This is a genomic window from Rheinheimera sp., from assembly GCF_036782235.1.
Classification (GTDB): Bacteria; Pseudomonadota; Gammaproteobacteria; order Enterobacterales; family Alteromonadaceae; genus Pararheinheimera.
This window is the reverse complement of sequence record NZ_DAIPZL010000001.1, coordinates 271900-290728: the sequence shown is the minus strand read 5'-3', so window position 1 is coordinate 290728 and position 18829 is coordinate 271900. Positions and strand designations below refer to the sequence as shown.

Annotated in this window: 14 protein-coding genes and 1 other RNA gene; 14 read left to right on the top strand and 1 reads right to left on the bottom strand. The window is 51.0% G+C overall.

Annotated features, from left to right (window positions below; all coding sequences use genetic code 11):
- The first annotated feature begins 20 nt into the window (after nt 1–20).
- The 4 genes from V7P87_RS01220 to V7P87_RS01205 all read left to right on the top strand — a co-directional run bounded on the left by V7P87_RS01220 (nt 21) and on the right by V7P87_RS01205 (nt 5815).
- Nucleotides 21–815: a LytR/AlgR family response regulator transcription factor gene (locus tag V7P87_RS01220; RefSeq protein ID WP_333795792.1), complete on the top strand. Its 795-nt coding sequence runs from the start codon at nt 21–23 to the stop codon at nt 813–815.
- A gap of 74 nt (nt 816–889) precedes the next feature.
- Nucleotides 890–1268: RNase P RNA component class A (gene rnpB / locus V7P87_RS01215), an RNA gene on the top strand.
- A 295-nt stretch (nt 1269–1563) separates the two neighbouring features.
- Nucleotides 1564–4653 carry an efflux RND transporter permease subunit gene (locus V7P87_RS01210; RefSeq protein WP_333795791.1) on the top strand — a complete coding sequence of 1030 codons (3090 nt, stop codon included), beginning with the start codon at nt 1564–1566 and terminating at the stop codon, nt 4651–4653.
- A complete protein-coding gene (locus V7P87_RS01205; RefSeq protein WP_333795790.1) occupies nt 4640–5815 on the top strand; it encodes an efflux RND transporter periplasmic adaptor subunit in 1176 nt (391 codons plus the stop codon). Before V7P87_RS01210 ends, V7P87_RS01205 begins: the two co-directional genes overlap by 14 nt.
- Before the next feature lie 21 nt (nt 5816–5836).
- On the opposite strand, the gene V7P87_RS01200 is transcribed toward V7P87_RS01205, so the two are convergent.
- Nucleotides 5837–6985 (bottom strand): flavin reductase family protein, encoded by a 1149-nt coding sequence (locus V7P87_RS01200; protein WP_333795789.1) that lies wholly within the window; start codon nt 6983–6985, stop codon nt 5837–5839.
- Between the two features lie 801 nt (nt 6986–7786).
- Here V7P87_RS01200 and mraZ point away from each other — a divergent pair.
- Genes mraZ through murG form a run of 10 tightly spaced genes read left to right on the top strand, consistent with a single transcriptional unit; the run spans nt 7787 to nt 18829 of the window.
- A complete protein-coding gene (gene mraZ, locus V7P87_RS01195) occupies nt 7787–8257 on the top strand; it encodes a division/cell wall cluster transcriptional repressor MraZ (protein WP_260655521.1) in 471 nt (156 codons plus the stop codon).
- Complete coding sequence (gene rsmH, locus V7P87_RS01190) at nt 8254–9198, top strand: 16S rRNA (cytosine(1402)-N(4))-methyltransferase RsmH (RefSeq protein WP_333795788.1); 945 nt, start codon at nt 8254–8256, stop codon at nt 9196–9198. The genes mraZ and rsmH overlap by 4 nt, the downstream gene beginning before the upstream one ends.
- A complete protein-coding gene (gene ftsL, locus V7P87_RS01185) occupies nt 9195–9503 on the top strand; it encodes a cell division protein FtsL (RefSeq protein WP_260655523.1) in 309 nt (102 codons plus the stop codon). Before rsmH ends, ftsL begins: the two co-directional genes overlap by 4 nt.
- Nucleotides 9500–11242 carry a penicillin-binding transpeptidase domain-containing protein gene (locus V7P87_RS01180; RefSeq protein ID WP_333795787.1) on the top strand — a complete coding sequence of 581 codons (1743 nt, stop codon included), beginning with the start codon at nt 9500–9502 and terminating at the stop codon, nt 11240–11242. The genes ftsL and V7P87_RS01180 overlap by 4 nt, the downstream gene beginning before the upstream one ends.
- Nucleotides 11232–12746, top strand: a complete 1515-nt coding sequence (locus V7P87_RS01175) for a UDP-N-acetylmuramoyl-L-alanyl-D-glutamate--2,6-diaminopimelate ligase (RefSeq protein WP_333795786.1) — start codon at nt 11232–11234, stop codon at nt 12744–12746. The genes V7P87_RS01180 and V7P87_RS01175 overlap by 11 nt, the downstream gene beginning before the upstream one ends.
- Entirely contained in the window at nt 12743–14122 is a 1380-nt protein-coding gene (locus V7P87_RS01170) for a UDP-N-acetylmuramoyl-tripeptide--D-alanyl-D-alanine ligase (RefSeq protein ID WP_333795785.1), read from the top strand. The genes V7P87_RS01175 and V7P87_RS01170 overlap by 4 nt, the downstream gene beginning before the upstream one ends.
- Nucleotides 14116–15198, top strand: a complete 1083-nt coding sequence (gene mraY, locus V7P87_RS01165; RefSeq protein WP_296300130.1) for a phospho-N-acetylmuramoyl-pentapeptide-transferase — start codon at nt 14116–14118, stop codon at nt 15196–15198. Before V7P87_RS01170 ends, mraY begins: the two co-directional genes overlap by 7 nt.
- Nucleotides 15199–15211: 13 nt before the next feature.
- The gene (murD, locus tag V7P87_RS01160) at nt 15212–16555 is read left to right on the top strand and encodes a UDP-N-acetylmuramoyl-L-alanine--D-glutamate ligase (RefSeq protein WP_333795784.1); all 1344 of its coding nucleotides are present in this window, start codon (nt 15212–15214) and stop codon (nt 16553–16555) included.
- Complete coding sequence (gene ftsW, locus V7P87_RS01155; protein ID WP_333795783.1) at nt 16552–17751, top strand: putative lipid II flippase FtsW; 1200 nt, start codon at nt 16552–16554, stop codon at nt 17749–17751. Before murD ends, ftsW begins: the two co-directional genes overlap by 4 nt.
- Nucleotides 17744–18829, top strand: a complete 1086-nt coding sequence (murG, locus tag V7P87_RS01150; protein ID WP_333795782.1) for an undecaprenyldiphospho-muramoylpentapeptide beta-N-acetylglucosaminyltransferase — start codon at nt 17744–17746, stop codon at nt 18827–18829. Before ftsW ends, murG begins: the two co-directional genes overlap by 8 nt.

The window sequence follows — 18829 nt, the reverse complement described above, 5'->3', positions numbered from 1 at the left end:
AGGTGGTATAAGGATAAAGTTTGCCACAGATTTTAGTGATAGAAGACGAGCCGCTGGCGGCGGAAAAGCTCACGGGTTTTATTCAAAGATACCAAAAAGATGCCGAGGTGGTTGCGGTATTAACCTCAGTAGCGGAAGTACTGGCTTTTTTTGAACAGGACGAGTTGCCGTCGCTGCAGCTGATTTTTGCGGATATTGAACTTCGGGACGGCGCTGTGTTTAAAGCTTTGGCGCAGCTCGATTTGCCTTGCCCTGTTATTTTTACCACTTCCTATGATAGTTATGGCGTGCAGGCATTTTCTCATCAGGCCGTGGGTTATTTACTGAAACCTTTTACTTATAAAGTGTTTAGCGACACGATGGAAAAACTGACGCAGCTAAAAAATAAGTTGCTGGCGCAGGCGGACATAGCACCAGCGTCTGCGGCAACAACACTGGCTGCAGCACAGTCTGTACCAACAACACCCCAGCCCGGTTATCGTCAGCGGTTTTTATTAAAGCAGGGCCAGGGCTTGCAGTTACTGGAAGCGGCCAATATCAGTTGTATCCGCGCTGTAAAAGGCATTTTGCTGGCGCAGGATGAAAAGGGTCAAAGCCTGATGCTCAGTGAAAACAACGTGCAGCAGCTGGCCGAAAGCTTAGATCCAAGCCGGTTTTTTCAGCTCAATCGCAGCGACATTATCCAGATTAACTTTATTGAACGGCTGGAACCTTATGGCAAAGAAAATCTGGCGGTGTATCTGCGCGGCCAGACCGAGCCTTTATTAAGCAGCAAAACCCGCACAGCGTTACTTCGTAAATGGCTGAATAGCTGAACAAAAAGCCCGGCAGTTGCAGGCAGGAAAGCTTTTACTGGCCTGAGCAGCGAATTGGCGTATAATGCGCGCCGTGAGTTGGCCAAGACAATCGCTGCCTGCGTAAGCAGGGGGAGGAAAGTCCGGGCTCCACAGGGCAGGGTGCCAGGTAACGCCTGGGGGGCGCGAGCCTACGACCAGTGCAACAGAGAGCAAACCGCCGATGGCCCTGCTTTTTTCGAAAAGCAGGGATCAGGTAAGGGTGAAAGGGTGCGGTAAGAGCGCACCGCGCGACTGGTAACAGTTCGTGGCACGGTAAACTCCACCCGGAGCAAGACCAAATAGGCCCCCTTTGGCGCGGCCCGCGTTGGGGGCGGGTAGGTTGCTTGAGGCGTGCGGTGACGTACGTCCTAGAGGAATGATTGTCACTCTGGCAACAGAGAACAGAACCCGGCTTAACGGCTGGCTCACACCTCATTTCGCCAGCAGCAGCTGAACATCTGCTGCTGTAGTGTCATAAAAAACCACCTGTACACCAGGTGGTTTTTGTTTTTGAACACAGAGATTAAAGCTCCTGCTAGTCACCTTTGTGTTTAGCTTGGGTGTCCTCTGAAAAATGGTCTGTTTACGATAAAAAGCCTGTTGAATAAGACCAATCCCCGCTCGTCACAATTGGTTGCAATTTATCTTCCGCTTGTCCCAACCTTTTCTGGGAATTCAACGACAACTGCATATACTCCGGCCATTCGCTTTCTGGAATACCTTAGTAATGAACCTGACCCGCGCCAGTTGTAAAAATCCGGCTGCCACTGTGGTGGTGGTTATTTTGATCCTGTTATTTGGTTTGTTGGCTATGGCAAAACTGCCGGTACAGTTGCTGCCTGATTTAGACCGGCCACAAATTTTTATCAACAATGGCTGGCGGGCGGCTGCGCCGCAGGAAATGGAAGCCACCATTATTGAGCCGCAGGAAAACACCTTACGCAACGTGCCTGGTGTGGTAGAAATTCAGAGTAATGTTGGCCCTGGTTTTGGCTCTATCGCCCTGACTTTTGAAGTGGGGCAGGACATGCAGCGCGCTATGCTGGATGTGATCAACGCGCTGAATCAGGCGCCGCCAAGGCCCAGAGAAGCGGCAGAGCCGGTAATTAACGTCGGCAGTGGCCGTGGTAATGTGGCTTCTATTCTGATCAAACAAATGGCGCCCGATGCACCTGATGATTTCAGCCCATATTTAAAATTGATCCGCGATAACGTCGGGCCCAGATTGCGGGCTATTTCCGGTGTGTCCAATGTGCAACTGGCGTCTGACTTGCCCAAAGAGCTGCATATCACTTTTGACCCTTACAAAATGGCCGCCCTTGGTATCAGCATTGAACAAATTCAGCAAAGTATTAACCGTAGCAGCAATGTGTCAGGTGGTTTTGCTGAAGTAGGGCGTCGCCAGTACACAGTGCGTTTTGAAGGTCAGTTTGATGCACAAAGTTACGGCCGGATGATTATCTCTTACAACCAGGGCCGGCCTGTGTATCTGGCAGAAATTGCCCAGGTGGAAGTGGGCTACCCTGAAGTGCCGGGTTTTACCAAAAGAAACGGTTTACCTGCTTATTACCTGACGCTGGAACGTGGTGACAACTCCAATACTGTGGCAATTCTGGATGAAGTGAATCGGGCCATTATCGAGCTGAACCGCGACGTATTGGCAGCCAAAGGGCTGGAAATGGAGCTCAGTTTTGACGCTTCGGTGCATATCCGCCGCGCTATTGCGCTGGTGAACTCGAATTTATGGTTGGGGGTGGCGCTCAGTTTACTGATCCTGTTTGCGTTTTTACGCGGGGTCAAAGCCACCTTGTTAATAGGCCTCAGCATTCCGGTGTGTTTGCTGGTGGCTTTTATTATGCTGCAGGCCTTTGGCCGCAGTTTAAATGTGGTGTCGCTGGCAGGCCTGGCTTTTGCTGTGGGCATGGTGTTGGATGCAGCCATCATAGTGCAGGAAAACATAGTGCGGTTGCAGCAGCAAGGCATGGGGCTGCTGCAGGCGATTAAAAAAGGCACTGCTCAGGTTAAAGGTGCTTTATTTGCCTCCACTGTGACCACAGTGGCGATTTTCCTGCCGGTGCTCTTTATGCAAGGGGTGGAAGGCCAGCTGTTTTATGATTTAGCTTTAACGCTGGCGGTTGCGGTTTGTGCTTCGATGTTGGTGGCGCTGACAGTGATCCCGGTGGCCTCTATGTTGTGGTTTAAACAGCTGGATGCCAAAGCTGACCCTTTATTGCCAGTATGGCACTGGCTCAGCGATAAGGTCAGTGCTTGCACCGGTTCAATAAAAAAAGCACTGGGCTGGACACTGCTGCTGGTGCCGGGCAGCTTATTGCTGATTTACCTGTTGCTTCCCAAAGCCGACTTTTTACCTCAGGCCAATTCAGACGGCATTTTTACCGGTTTTACTCTGCCGCCTGGGGGAAATATCAAAGTGCTGGAGCAGGAAATTGGCCAGCTGTTAGTGCAAAGGTTAAAACCTTATTACCAGGATAAAAAGTATCCGGCCATTAAAGGCTACAACATGTCGATGTTTCCGGCTTTTAACGTGTTGTTTATCTACCCGGAAGACCCCCGTGCTGTTGACGATATGCTGACCTTATTGCGCACCGAAATTTTAAAAGACTTGCCCGATACCACGTCGTTTAGCTTCCGGGCGTCCTTGCTGAACTTTGGTTTTAACTCAGGCCGTGAGTTGTACCTGGATTTCCAGGGCCCTGACAGTGAGCTGCTGATGCAACAGGCTGCTGCCGCTATGGCGCTGGTGCAGGACAAAATTCCGGGCGCCAATGTACAGGCGCAACCTGGGCTGGCACAAAATCAGCCGGAACTGAAAATTTTGCCCGACGAAATGAATATTGCCAAAGCTGGCGTTGACCGTTTTACCGTGGCTAATGCAGTGCGCGCCATGACAGACGGTATTTATGTCGGCGAGCAATTTGACGGCAACGAACGCATGGACATTATTCTGCGTGCTATTCCCTGGACTACCCCTGAGCAATTGCAGGCGATGCCGCTGTACACCAGCCAGGCAGGGGTGCAAACCATAGGTCAGCTCACCAGCTTGCAACGTACAGTGGGACCAACCAATTTGCTCCGGGTGAACGGGCTTCGTACTGTCAGTTTACAAATCAGCCCGCCGGCGGACATGGCGCTGTCTGATGTGATGGCAATTTTGCAGCGGGACATAGTGCTGCCACTGCGCCAGCAACTGGGTGATGATTTAACCATCGGCTTTCGTGGCAGTGCCGACCGGCTGCAGGCTGCTATCAGCACTATGGCGCTGAATTTTGCCATCGCTGTGTTTATCCTGTTTTTGCTGATGGCCGCTTTGTTTAAATCAGTCAAAGCCAGTTTGCTGGTGGTACTGACCATGCCTATGTCGTTATTAGGCGGGGTGGTTGCACTGAAGCTGTTGAATGTATTTACCTTTCAGGCGCTAGACTTACTGACCATGATAGGTTTTATCATTCTGCTGGGGTTAGTGGTGAACAACGCTATTTTGCTGGTGGAACAATACCGAGACAGCCTTGTTGCAGGCCTAAGTTCGGCACAAGCCATTCGTGAAGCGGTGCAGGTACGGGCCAGACCTATTTATATGAGTACCCTGACCAGTATTTTTGGCATGTTGCCGCTGATGCTGGTGCCTGGTGTCGGCAGTGAAATTTATCGCGGCCTTGCCACTGTGATAGTCGGCGGTATGACCTTCAGTGCCATCTTTACCTTAATTCTGATGCCTGCGCTGCTGTATTTAAGCAGCTGGCAGCGCAATACAACCCCAATTGCTGAAACAGGAGCGATGCAACATGTTTGTGAATAACCGGACCTTGTCCAACAGCAAAACGCGGCCACAACACTTTCAAAGCAACTGGCATGTTGCACTTTTTGGCCTGGTATGGCTGGCAGCTGGGTTTGCCGGTGCGCTGCAGGCAAATGAAACTGCGGTGAAAGTGGTTAGTGTGGTGCCGGTGCAAAGCCAGATGATCAGCCCACAAATGATGGTGTCGGGTCAGGTTTATAGCCGTTATCAGTCCAATTTAAGTGCCGGCGTTGACGGCCGGCTGGAATGGATTGCTGAAGCAGGGCAACAGGTGGCACAAGGTGATGTGCTGGCCAAACTGGATCCAACCCCCTTAACGCTGCGCAAAAACGAGCTGCAGGCGCAGTTAAAAAGATCACAAATTAATGCGGCCAGACTGGATAAAGAGCTGGCGCGGTTAAAAACTCTGGTGGCCAAACAGCTGATTTCACAAACCCAGCTGGATCAGGTACAGGCAGACCGTGATTTAGCGCTGGCCGATGTGGAGCTGAACCGCGCTTCACTGGCGCAGGTGCAGGATCAGCTCAGCCGGGCTGTGGTCACTGCACCTTTTGCCGGCGTCGTCAGTCAGCGTCATCATCAAAAAGGCGAAGAAGTCAGCCGCAGCGAAACTTTATTGCAGCTGGTGAGCCTGACCGATCTGGAAGTGCGGTTATTTGCGCCATTAGCTTATGCCGCCTTTATTCAGCCGGGCCAGCAGTTGCAGGTGTATCAGCAGCAAGGCCAGACACAGCTGCAGTTAAGCTCAGTGATCCCGGTGTCTGATGTACGTTCCCAAACTTTTGAAGCCAGGCTGACGGTGACAGCGACCGACGCCAACAGATTTTCGGTGGGCCAGCTGGTGAGTGTAGCCTTACCAACGGCCAGTGCCAGCTTAAGCACTGTGGTGCATCGTGACGCTTTAGTACTAGGTAAACAACAACATGCGGTATTTTTGGTGCAACAACACAAAGAAGGCGGCCAACAGGTCAAACGTCTGGCGGTGGAGCTGGGGCAGGGCCAGGGTGAATGGTTGCAGGTGAAAGCCGAAGTCAAACCCGGTGATCAACTGGTGATCCGCGGCGCCGACACACTCAAAGACGGTGATAAAGTCCGGGTGTTAAGCGAAGCCGAATTTGCACTGGCAAAAAGTAAATCAACTGCTGACACTGTGGCTTTATAACAAAGTCACAGTCAATGCCGGTTAAAGTTGTGGTTGTGTGAGTGGGGTCAGATCCGTGATGGAGCCGGCAGTTGTTTGTGACGGGCTAAAGGCCAGTTGCAAGGCCGATTCTGCCTGCACACAACAACTCAAAATTTCATGGCTGGCCACAGCAAATTCGGGTGCCAGTACGGTTTTACACTGACCCGACTTTAAAGTGAGCCGGCACTGGCCACAGGAGCCGCCACGGCAGTCATAAGGCACTGGCACACCAGCGCCAAGCAGTGCATCCAGCACAGAAGGATAACCAAGGCTTTGTACACTAAAACCGGCCAGGTCAATCTGATGATTGTCCGTACTTTGTGCTGCTTTAAAAAACTCGTAATAACAATGCTTTACTCCGGCTGCCTGTAGCTGTTGCAAAAGTTCTGTCACCATCTGCGCCTTGGCACAGAGATAAAATTCCGAGTTTGTTGTTGTATGCGCCAGCAACAAAGCGGCATCAATACGGCCGCGCCTGCCCTGCCATTGTGCGCTGGCCTGACTTAACACCGGCACAAACTTCAGTGCCGGCAAACGACGTAGCACAGGCCATAAGGCTAAGTCAGCTTCAGTTCTGGCCTGCAGCCACAACTGCACAGGCCGGCGCTGGCGCAGTAGCTGCCATAACATCGCGAGTAGCGGTGTTATACCAATACCACCGGCCACCAACACCACAGGGCGCTGTGAGCCAGGCCAAAGCCAGGCTTTGAAGCTGCTGAACAAGGTTTGGCGTAGGATAAAGTGGCCTTTGGGGTAACTGCATAGCAGCCTGTCACCAACATGAAGATCTGACCACAAGGCCTGACTTAACCGGCCCAGGGGTTCTGCTTTCACCGCCAACTGATAATAACGCCGCTGGCTGCAGTCGCTTGTGATGGAATAAGCCCGGCTTAGTTTGTTGTCTGGTAAATCCAAAGCTTGCAGCAACAAATGCTGACCGGCTTTGGCAGTTGGCAGCAGCTTGCCTTCTGGGTGACGCAACCAGATTTTGACAATATTGCCCTGACGTCTGAGTCGGTAGACCTGCAGCTGCTGGCGATATTGCGCTCGTTTCTGCTTTTGCCGACTGAGCAAAGAGCGCAGCAGGCTGTAACTTAAATAACAGCTTAATAAGGCAATACACAGATATAACGGCAGTTGCGCAGGCATAAGGATCCCCAAAAAACACCGGGTTATTTTATCGGATAGCGGCAATATTGCAATTGAGAATTGTTATCATCTTTTGGTGTGAGTACTTACTCACGCTGTATATGCCAATTTTATTGATTATTGCCGGATGGCTTTGGGAATATCGCATAATGCTGTAGTGGCAGATCAGTGCTGTAGTCACAGGTCTCAGCTGTTCCTGATGATTGGCAGCAACACTGTGTTGATTTTGCCAAGCCCGGTGCTGCAGCTCAGAGCTTGTGGATCTTTTCAGCTGGCAAAATTCGGATCTATAGCTTGGCGCAAGCACAAGCCAGCCTGATGCCTCACCTGGCAACTGCAATGCAACCTTATTGATTTATCTGAATTTATTGATCCGGACTTGATCGTCGAGCGGCATAAACAGCGCTCTGCATAACCTGACATTCAGCTTGGCCGCACCCGCTCAGCTTGTCTGCTGATAACTGCAACACCGCAATTTTGCCCTGGTGCTTTCACAGGGGATTGGCTGTTTTGCTGCTGCTATTGGCTGGATCCAACAGCTGTTTTTTTGCAGCGAATTGCCACTGTGATTAAGTTGGTTACGCGAGACTTTTTTCAGGCTGATCGCCAATCTGCACCACTTTTTCCCACTTTTTTTGTCAGTTCAGCGCCAAGCCGCGTCGTTATTGGATCTTTATCGATCACTGAAGTGGGGTTTTACCTTGACAATGCTGAATTCTGCGCCATAAACTGTATCATTGTGGAGATTAGTGGGTAATTGTGGATCTTTTCAGGATCTAATTACAACAAAGTGGGATCAACATGTTTCGTGGATCATTTGCTCTGAGCCTGGATGACAAAGGCCGGTTGACGCTGCCAACGCGTTACCGCGATAGCCTTTTGTCTGAAAATGGCGGTGCGCTGATCTGCACTATCGATCACAAAGATCCCTGCCTGCTGCTGTACCCGCTGTCGGAGTGGGAAGAAATTGAAGAAAAGCTGAAAAAGCTGTCGAGCTTTAATCCACAGGAACAACGTCTGAAAAGGTTGTTATTGGGTCATGCCACTGACTGTGACATGGACAAAAACGGCCGTATTTTATTACCCGCCACCTTGCGTGAGCACGCCCATTTAACCAAAAGCCTGCGTTTAGTGGGCCAGCTGAATAAATTTGAAATTTGGGATGAAGAAACCTGGCACCGCCGGGTGGCCGAAGACATGGCAGTTGAGCAGGAAATGGCAATTGCCGGTGATGCTGAGCTGTCAGAACGATTACAGGATTTGTCATTGTGAGCAATCAGCAAGCCCATATTTCCGTCTTGCTGCACGAAGCAATTGACGGTCTGAATATTCAAGCCGATGGCATCTATCTGGATGGCACTTTTGGCAGGGGAGGGCACAGCAGTGTCATCCTGAGCAAACTATCAGATAAAGGTCGGTTGTATGCGATAGACCGCGACCCACAAGCTATTGCTGCAGCTCAAAAATTTGCTGATGACGGCCGTTTTCATATCAGTCATACCGCTTTTTCTGAACTGGCCACTGTAGCAGAGCAACAGGGCATCAGCGGTCAGGTCGACGGTATTTTGCTGGATTTAGGCGTGTCTTCACCGCAGCTCGATGATGCTGATCGTGGTTTTAGTTTTATGCGTGACGGTCCGCTTGATATGCGGATGGATCCAACCAGCGGTATTTCCGCCGCTGACTGGCTGGCCAAAGCCGATGTGGAAGACATTACTTTTGTGCTGCGTGAGTACGGCGAAGAAAAGTTCGCCTGGAAAATCGCCAACGCTATTGTAAACAGCCGTGACACTCAGCCGTTAAAGCGCACCAGTGAGCTGGCTGCGTTAATTGCCGCCACAGCGCCAAAAAGTTTTAAAGAGAAAAAACACCCGGCGACGCGCAGTTTTCAGGCGATTCGCATTTATATCAACAGCGAGCTGGAGCAGGTAAAAACTGCACTGGATGCTGCGCTGGCGGTATTAAAACCGGGTGGACGGCTGGCGGTGATCAGCTTCCATTCGCTGGAAGATCGCTTAGTGAAACAATTTATGCGTCAGCACAGCAAGCCGGCCCCTGTGCCTAAAGGTTTACCGCTGACGGAAGATCAGCTGCGTCAGCATTTACCGCTGAAACTGATCGGCAAAGCCATTATGCCTTCAGATGCTGAGTTGGCCGCTAATCCAAGAGCGCGCAGTGCTGTACTGCGTGTTGCGGAGAAACAGGCCAAATGAGCAGCATCAAACTGAACAAACTGATAGTGCAGGATATTGCCAACCACAAACTGGTGCTGGTGATGCTGGTGCTTTGTATTGGGTCGGCGCTGGCTGTAGTGGAATTTACCCACTTAAACCGGCAGCTCACCATTAATCAGGACAAGTTATTTCAACAACGTGATGCGCTGGAAATGGAATGGCGCAATTTATTGGTAGAACAGCGGGCTTTGTCTGAACACAGCCGGGTTGAAGAGCTGGCACAACAGCAGCTCCAGATGGTTCGACCATTGGGTCAGCAGGATATAGTGGTAAACGAACCATGAGCAGAACAGTAAAACAAGCCAAAAACCGCAAACACCCGACAGTGATCAGCTGGCGTTTTGCTTTTGTGGTGTTGTCATTGTCAGCGGTATTTTTTGGTCTGGTGGCCCGTGCTGCTTATTTGCAGGTGATTGATCCCGACATGCTGGTAGAGCAGGGGGATCGCCGCTCGTTAAGGGTGAAGTCGGACGAAGTGCTGCGTGGCATGATTTTAGATCGCAACGGTGAAGAACTGGCGGTCAGTGTGCCTGTTGAATCTGTGTATGCCGACTCAAAAGTAATTATTCAGGCCAATGCGAAAAATGACAGCCGCCGCTGGCACGCTTTAGCGGAAATGCTGCAGTTAAAACCGGAAGAGCTGACACAGAAGATCGCCACAGATCCGAAAAAACGTTATGTCTATCTGCAGCGTCACGCCAGTCCAGCCACTGTCGATTACATTCGCAAGTTAAAAATCCCGGGTATTTATTTTAAACAGGAATCACGGCGTTATTACCCGTCCGGTGAAGTGGCAGCCCATATCCTTGGTTTTACCAACGTGGACGACCACGGTGTGGAAGGTGTAGAGCGCCAGTTTGACCAACTGCTCAAAGGCACTGCTGGCCGTAAAGTGATTCGTAAAGACGCCAAAGGCCGAGAAATTGAAGTGCTGGAGCAAACAGACGCCACTGCGTCACGCAATTTGCAGCTCAGTATCGACCAGCGTATTCAGGCGGTCGCTTACCGTGAGCTGAAAAAAGCGGTGCTGACTTTTGGCGCCACTTCAGGCTCAGTGGTGGTGGTGGATGTCCACACAGGCGAAGTGCTGGCCATGGTGAATAGCCCATCTTACAACCCGAATAACAAAAAAGGCACGGCCATTCACAAGTTTCGTAACCGTGCTATTACCGACACTTTTGAACCAGGCTCTACGGTGAAACCTTTACCTGTGCTGGCAGCACTGGAAAACGGTACTGCGGATCTGAACACTGTGATCCCAACAGGTTATGGCCCCATTATGGTCGGCGGTGGCCGGGTGCAGGACGTGACAGGCAATGGCGACCTGGATTTAAAAGGCATTATCCGCCGTTCCAGTAACATTGGTGTGACCCGTCTGGCGCTGAATATGCCACACGAAGACTTATTAAAAATGTATTACAACATGGGCTTAGGTGAGGACACAGGTTTAGGTTTGCTGGGTGAAAGTGCCGGTCAGCTGCGCGAACGCGCCCGTTGGTCTGAGCATGAAAGAGCGACTTTATCTTTTGGTTATGGTTTGTCTGTCACCGCAGTGCAGCTGGCACGGATTTATGCCGCCATCGGTAACGGTGGTGTAGTGCGGCCTTTAACCATTTTAAAAACCGACAATCCACCACCGGGTGAGCGGGTGATTGCTGAACACAACGCCGACGCTATGGTGGAGATGTTAGAAGCAGTGACCGAAAAACGCGGCACAGCAACCCGCGCCAAGGTGCCTGGTTACCGGGTAGGTGGTAAAACAGGTACGGCGAAGAAGGCCATTGCCGGCGGTTATGGTGATGACTATATCGGTTCATTTGCCGGTATAGGCCCGATTTCCCAACCCAGACTGGCTTGTGTGGTGATTATTAACGAACCCAGCGGGGATTATTATGGCGGTGGTGAGGTGGCGGCACCTGTCTTTAGTGCCGTGATGGGAGCAGCGATGCAGCTGCTGAACTTGCCGCCAGATGGCAATGACAGTCGCATCACTAAAGTGGCCGGAGGTCCAGATGCAGGTTAACCGGCTCGAACAATGGTTATCTCCCTTTAAAGCGACTGTCGAAGGACAGTCGCTTTGTGCGTTAGAAAACAGGCCAGAAATTGCGGCGTCTGCCAGCCTCTGTGTCAGCAGCCAGCAGGTAAAAGCCGGTGATGTGTTTCTGGCTATTGCAGGTGTGTCCGGTCATGGCAACAGGTTTATCGAAACTGCGTTGTTACAAGGCGCAGCGCTGGTACTGACCGATGTGTTGCTGCCGGAGCAGGCACAGTTACAGCAGGATGTGCGGGTGTTGTTATGGCCGGATTTGTTGGCGCAGTTGCCGGCAGTGGTCAGCGCTTTTTATCAGCACAGCGCGGAAAAACTTGAGCTGGTGGGTATCACAGGCACCAATGGTAAATCCAGCACCGCTATTTTTGTCAATCAGTTAAGCCGACTGTTGGGTGAAAAAGCCGCAGTGATTGGCACCTTAGGTTATGGTGAATTTCCGGCCTTTACGCCACTTCAGAACACCACACCACATCTGGTTGATTTACATCGTATTTTTAACGGTTTTGTTGAGTCTGGCTGCAAAGTGGCGGCGATGGAAGTATCGTCTCATGCCTTAGTGCAGCAGCGGGTGGCCGGGCTCAAATTTGCGGTGGCTGTGTACACCAACTTAAGCCGGGATCATCTGGATTATCACGGCACTATGCAGGACTATTTTGCTGCCAAAGCGCTGCTGTTTACGCCAGAGCTTGCCAAAGCAGCCGTGATTAATGTCAGTGACGACTATGGCAAACAACTGGTAGCACAAACAGCTTTGCCCGCTCTGGTGTACGGCAGGCTGGCTGACTGCGCAGGTTTTACCCGTTATCTGGCTTATGATGCTCTGCAGGCCGATGGTCATGGTTTTCGCTGCACTTTGCACAGTCATCTGGGGCAATATCAGCTGCATATTCCGCTCTTGGCGGAATTTAACGTACAAAATGTGCTGGCCGCTATGGGCGCGCTGGTGCTTTTGGGTCATTCCTTGCCGGATATCATCGATGCTGTAGCCAGATTATTGCCGGTGCCAGGCCGGATGGAGCAGTGGCAGTTCCCGCAAGAGGTGACGTTGGTGGTGGATTACGCTCACACCCCGGATGCGCTGCAACAGAGTTTAGTGGCGCTGCGCCAGCAATGCCGTGGCCATTTATGGTGTGTGTTTGGTTGTGGTGGTGACAGAGATAAAGGCAAACGACCTTTAATGGGACAAATCGCCGAACAATACGCAGATCATGTTATCATTACCGCCGACAATCCCCGCACTGAAGCTGTGTTAGATATCTGCAATGATATTGCCGCCGGTATGGTGACCGGTGCCAACTGCCAAATTGAAACTGACCGAGAATCTGCCATTAAACTGGCACTGATTGAAGCTCATCAAGGCGATATGATCCTGGTGGCTGGCAAAGGCCATGAGGCTTACCAGATCATTGGCACTGTGGTGCGGGATTACGACGAACGTAAATTTATCAGTAGTTTATTGGCGGAGATGTGCCGATGATCAGCTTAACAATGTCTGAAATTGCCAGCGCCACGCAGGGGCGTCTGGTCGGTGCTGATATCAGCATCAAACAGGTCAGTACCGACAGCCGCAATATCAGTGCGGGTGATTTATTTATTGCACTCAAAGGCCCGAATTTTGATGGCCATCAGTTTATCAGCGACGTAGTGCAACAAGGCGCAGTGGCCGTGGTGGTGGAACAAGCCCAGACCGGTTGCACCGTGCCACAACTGGTGGTGGCAGATACCAAACTGGCACTGGGTGCGCTTGGTGCTCTGGTAAAAGCAAAATTGTCTTTAAAATCAGTGGCTGTTACCGGCAGTGTTGGTAAAACCACAGTCAAAGAAATGATGGCGGCTATTTTGTCGCGTATTGGCAATGTACTGGCTACAGCCGGCAATTTTAATAATGAAATTGGTGTGCCTTTAACGCTGCTGCGGTTAGAACCCCAGCATAACTATGCCGTGATGGAACTGGGTGCCAATCATCTGGGTGAAATTGCCTACACCACCTCTTTGGTCAAACCCGATGTGGCGATGATCACCAATGTGGGTGCCGCTCATCTGGAAGGTTTTGGTGATTTATTTGGGGTGGCCCGCGCCAAAGGTGAAATTTACACAGGTTTAAGCGAACAGGGCCTGGCCATAGTGCCGCTGGACAGTGAATTCCACAGTTATTGGTTACAGCGCTTAACTCATCTGCGGGTACAGACCTTTAGTGCAGAGCAAGTTGCTGATTTTTATGCTGAAAACATAGTGCTCGACAGCAATGGTTGTGCCGGTTTTACCATGCATACCCCCAATGGCCAGTGTTTTATTCAGCTGGTGTTGCCTGGCCGTCACAATGTGGCCAATGCACTGGCTGCTGCTGCAGCCACCCTGGGGTTAGGTGCCAGTCTGACCGACGTACAGCTGGGTTTGGCTGCGATGAAGCCGGTAAAAGGCCGGATTAATGTAAATCAGCCGCGCCCAGGTCTGCGTATTATCGACGACACCTACAACGCCAATTCAGAGTCGGTGAAAGCCGCCACAGATTTATTGGCTTCTTATGCCGGTACCCGCATTTTAGTGTTGGGTGATATGGGAGAGCTTGGCCCTGATGCCCGTTTGTACCATGAAGAAGTAGGCGCTTATGCCAAACAGGCCGGCATTAATCACTTATTTACGCTGGGTGTGCTGTCACAAAACGCCAGTGAATTATTCCATGCCCAGGGTGCACATTTCAGCTCGCGTTCACAGCTGGTGGCTAAACTGGCGCCGTTTTTAACTGGCGCAGCGGAAGTGTCCATTCTGGTGAAAGGCTCGCGCAGTGCCCGGATGGAGTTGGTTGTGCAGGACTTGCTAGAAAGATGTCAGCAGGAGACAGACGCATGTTAGTGTGGTTAGCCGAATTTCTTACCCAATATGTGAATGCATTTAACGTATTCAGTTATCTGACATTCCGCTCCATTTTGGGCGTGTTAACCGCCTTATTGCTGAGCCTGTACTTTGGCCCCAAGCTGATTGCTGCTTTGCAAAAACTGCAGATTGGTCAGACAGTGCGTGATGATGGCCCACAAAGCCATTTTTCTAAAAAAGGCACGCCAACTATGGGTGGTTTGCTGATTTTAGGCTCTATTGCTATCAGCACTTTGCTCTGGGCGGATTTATCCAATAAATACGTTTGGGTGGTGCTGTTTGTGCTGGTCAGCTACGGCTGGATAGGTTTTATTGATGATTACCGCAAAGTGATCCGTAAAGACCCCAAAGGCCTGATCGCCCGCTGGAAATATTTCTGGCAATCGGTATTTGCCATTGCCACTGCTTTTTTCCTGTATGCAACTGCGGAAAGACCCGCAGAAACCAGTCTGGTAGTGCCTTTTATCAAAGATGTACTGCCACAGCTGGGCCTGTTCTTTTTAATCACCACTTATTTTGTCATGGTGGGTTTTAGTAATGCGGTGAACCTGACGGACGGCCTGGACGGCCTTGCCATAGTGCCCACCATTATGGTGGCCATGGCCTTTGCCATCATTGCTTATGTCAGTGGCAACGTGGTGTTTGCCAACTATCTGCATATTCCACATTTGCCGCTCACTTCGGAGCTGGTGGTGGTGTGCGCCAGCATTATTGGGGCAGGTTTAGGGTTCCTCTGGTTTAACACTTATCCGGCTCAGGTGTTTATGGGCGATGTAGGTTCTTTAGCCCTGGGGGCCATTTTGGGTGTGATTGCCGTGCTGGTGCGCCAGGAAATAGTACTGATCATCATGGGCGGTATTTTTGTTATTGAAACCATGTCGGTGATTTTGCAGGTGGGCTCTTACAAACTGCGTGGCCAGCGTATTTTCCGCATGGCGCCTATTCACCACCATTATGAACTCAAAGGCTGGCCTGAGCCGCGGGTGATAGTCCGGTTCTGGATCCTGTCGATTATTTTTGTGTTGATTGGTCTTGCGACCTTAAAACTGCGTTGAGCGGGTGATGTGAATGAATAAATTGTTTCAGGGCAAAAAAGTGGCAGTACTGGGACTGGGCGTTTCTGGCCTGGCCACTGTGCGCTTTTTGCTGAAACAAGGGGTAAAACCCACGCTGATGGATACCAGACTTAAAGTGGGTGGTTTAGAGACCATAACGCCGGAAAAAGTGGACGGTATTTATCTCGGCGAATTAGACGCCAACCGGTTGGCCCAAATGGATGTGATTCTGGTTAGCCCTGGCCTTGACACCAACCAACCAGCCATTCGTTTTGCCCAAAAGCAAGGGACACAGCTGATAGGCGACGTGGAGCTGTTTGCACTGTATCTGAATGCACAGCCGAAGCCACCTGCAGTGGTCGCCATTACCGGTTCCAACGGTAAATCGACTGTCACCACCTTAGTGGCCCATATGCTCAGCTGCAGCGGCCTCAAAGCCATAGCGGCCGGCAATATTGGGCTCGCTGTGCTGGATGCGTTGCAGGAAAATGAGGTGCAGGTGTATGTGCTGGAACTGTCGAGTTTTCAGCTGGACACTACCTATAGCCTGAAGCTTAAAGCCGCCTGCAATTTAAATGTCACTGAAGATCATTTAGACCGCCACGGCACTATGGCCGCTTATGCCGCAGCCAAACAACGCATTTTTCAGCATGCAGAGCTGGCGGTATACAACGCCGATGATAGCCTGACCAAACCTGCGCAGCAGGTGCCGGCAGCAATCGCCATCAGCCTTGATGGTATGGATTATGGGGTGGTGCAACATCAGGGCGAAGCCTGGTTGCAGGTGGCTGGTGCGCCTTTATTAAAACTAACCGAGATGTCTTTGGTTGGCCGGCATAACCAGTTTAATGCATTGGCTGCCGCTGCAGTCGCGCTGGCTGCAGGTGCCAGTCGTGAAGGTTTGGTGCAGGCACTGAAAACCTATCAGGCGTTGCCACACCGCTGTGCCTTGGTGGCTAACCATAAGGGGGTGCGCTTTATCAATGACTCCAAAGCCACCAATGTCGGCGCAACCCTGGCTGCTATTGCCGGCTTACGTGCTGAGGTCAGCGGTCAACTGATTTTAATTGCCGGTGGGGATGGCAAAGGCGCGGATTTTACTGAGTTAGCTGCGGTGCTGCAGCAACAGGTTGATCTGGTCATCACCCTGGGTAAAGATGGCCCCGCCATTGCTGCTTTGGTGCCTGGCGCTGTGCAGGTGGCGGATTTAACCGCCGCAGTCAAATATGCCGCATCTAAGGCGACAGCTGGCGATCTGGTGTTGTTATCGCCAGCCTGTGCCAGTCTGGATATGTTCAAAAATTATGAAGAGCGCGGCCGCTTGTTTAGCGAAGCCGTGCAGAAGGTGCTGGTATGAAACAGCTGGCACTGAACTGGATGAATAAAGCCACAGATGATCTGGTGAGCTGGTGGCAGGCCGAAGATGGTGCCAGCTACGACAGATTTTTCTTTACGCTGATGATTCTGTTGTTGTGTGTTGGTTTTGTCATGGTCACCAGCGCTTCAGTCCCTGTGGCGGAACGTTTGTTTGATAACCCGATGCATTACAGCATCCGGCATTTAATCTACGTGATGATAGGTTTATGTCTGGCGTATGTGGTGCTGAATGTGCCTATTGCCTGGTGGCATAACACCAACTTATTGCTGCTGGTGTTTGGTTTGCTCGGTTTATTGGCGGTATTGGCAGTAGGTCGTAATGTCAACGGCAGTACCCGCTGGTTGTATCTTGGGCCTATAGGTATTCAGACGGCTGAGCCTGCCAAGTTATTCTTTTTTGTCTATTTATCCAGCTATCTGGTGCGCCGTCACGATGAAGTGCGGGAAAACTTAAAAGGCTTTTTAAAACCCCTGATCATTCTGTTTGTGTTTGCGGTGCTCTTGCTGATGCAGCCTGACTTAGGCACAGTGATCGTGATGTTTGGCACCGCTGTGGTGCTGCTGTTTCTGGCCGGTGCCAAGTTATGGCAATTTTTTGGCCTGATTTTAACCGGTTTAATGTCCATTGCTGTGCTGATTGTGTACAGCGAATATCGTTGGCGTCGGGTGACTTCTTTCCTCGACCCCTGGGCCGATCCTTTTGGCAGTGGCTATCAGTTAACCCAATCTTTAATGGCGTTTGGCCGTGGCGGCTGGACAGGCCAGGGTCTGGGTAACTCTGTGCAAAAACTGGAATATCTGCCCGAAGCCCATACCGACTTTATTCTGGCGGTCATTGCTGAAGAAGCAGGTTTATTGGGTGTACTGGCGGTGATGAGCCTACTGTTTTTACTGTTAGTGCGCGCCCTATGGATAGGCAAAAGAGCTTTACAAAAAGGCTTAAGTTTTCATGGTTTCCTGGCTTATGCGCTGGCGGTGTGGATTGGCTGTCAGACTTTTGTCAATGTTGGTGTCGCCACCGGCATGTTGCCGACCAAAGGTTTAACTTTGCCTTTTGTCAGCTCAGGCGGTAGTAGCCTCATTATGATGTTGATAGCAGCCGCCATTATTTTGCGCATTGATTTTGAAGTGCGTCTCAAAGGCAAACACGCCATTGCCGGAGGTCCGCATGATTAATACGATGCCGACAGCATTGATTATGGCCGGTGGCACAGGTGGCCATATCTTCCCGGCCCAGGCAGTGGCAAAACAGCTACAGGCGCAAGGCTGGAGCATTCACTGGTTAGGTACTGCTGATCGGATGGAAGCCAGGCTGGTGCCTTCTTTTGGTTATCCGTTCCATGCCATTGAAGTAGCCGGCCTTCGTGGCAAAAACTGGCGCACTTTGTTCAAAGCGCCGCTGATGTTATGGCGTTCCATCCGTCAGGCCAACCAAGTGATTAAACAAGTCAAACCTCAGCTGGTGCTCGGTTTTGGCGGTTATGCCAGTGGCCCTGGCGGTCTGGCGGCAAAACTGCAGGGCATTCCACTGTTGATCCACGAACAAAATGCTGTCGCCGGTACCACTAACAAGTTGCTGGCCAAATTCGCTAACGCAGTGCTGGTGGCCTTTCCCAGTGCATTTCGTGGTCAGAAAAATCGCTATGTGTTGGGAAATCCGGTACGGAAAGAGCTGATTGCAGTAAAAACTGAGAATAATTTCAGTAAAGGCTTAAATATTTTGATCGTCGGTGGTAGTTTAGGCGCTAAAGCGCTGAATGATATTTTACCGGCGCAGCTGAAGCAGGTCGCGGCTTCTGGGCCTGTTCAGGTTCGGCATCAGACAGGCCAGGCAATGTTAACAGAGGTGCAACAAGCCTACGCTGACGCACCTGAAAATTTAAGCGCACAAGTAACTGCTTTTATTGACAATATGGCTGATGCCTATCGTTGGGCCGACTTAGTGATTTGCCGGGCCGGCGCTTTAACTGTCAGTGAAGTTGCTTGTGCCGGTGTGGCAGCTGTATTTGTACCGCTGCCTTCAGCTATTGATGACCATCAGACGGCAAATGCCAATTGGCTGGTGGAGCAAGGGGCGGCATTGTTATGGCCGCAACGTGATTTAAACAATAAAAATTTAGTGTCGCTGCTGCAAAGCTGGCAAAAAGATAAAACGCCGCTTGCGCACATGGCACATCAGGCACGAACTTGTGCCATCGACGATGCGGCTGAACAAGTCGTTGCAGTTTGTCGACTCGTGATAGGTATGAAATAA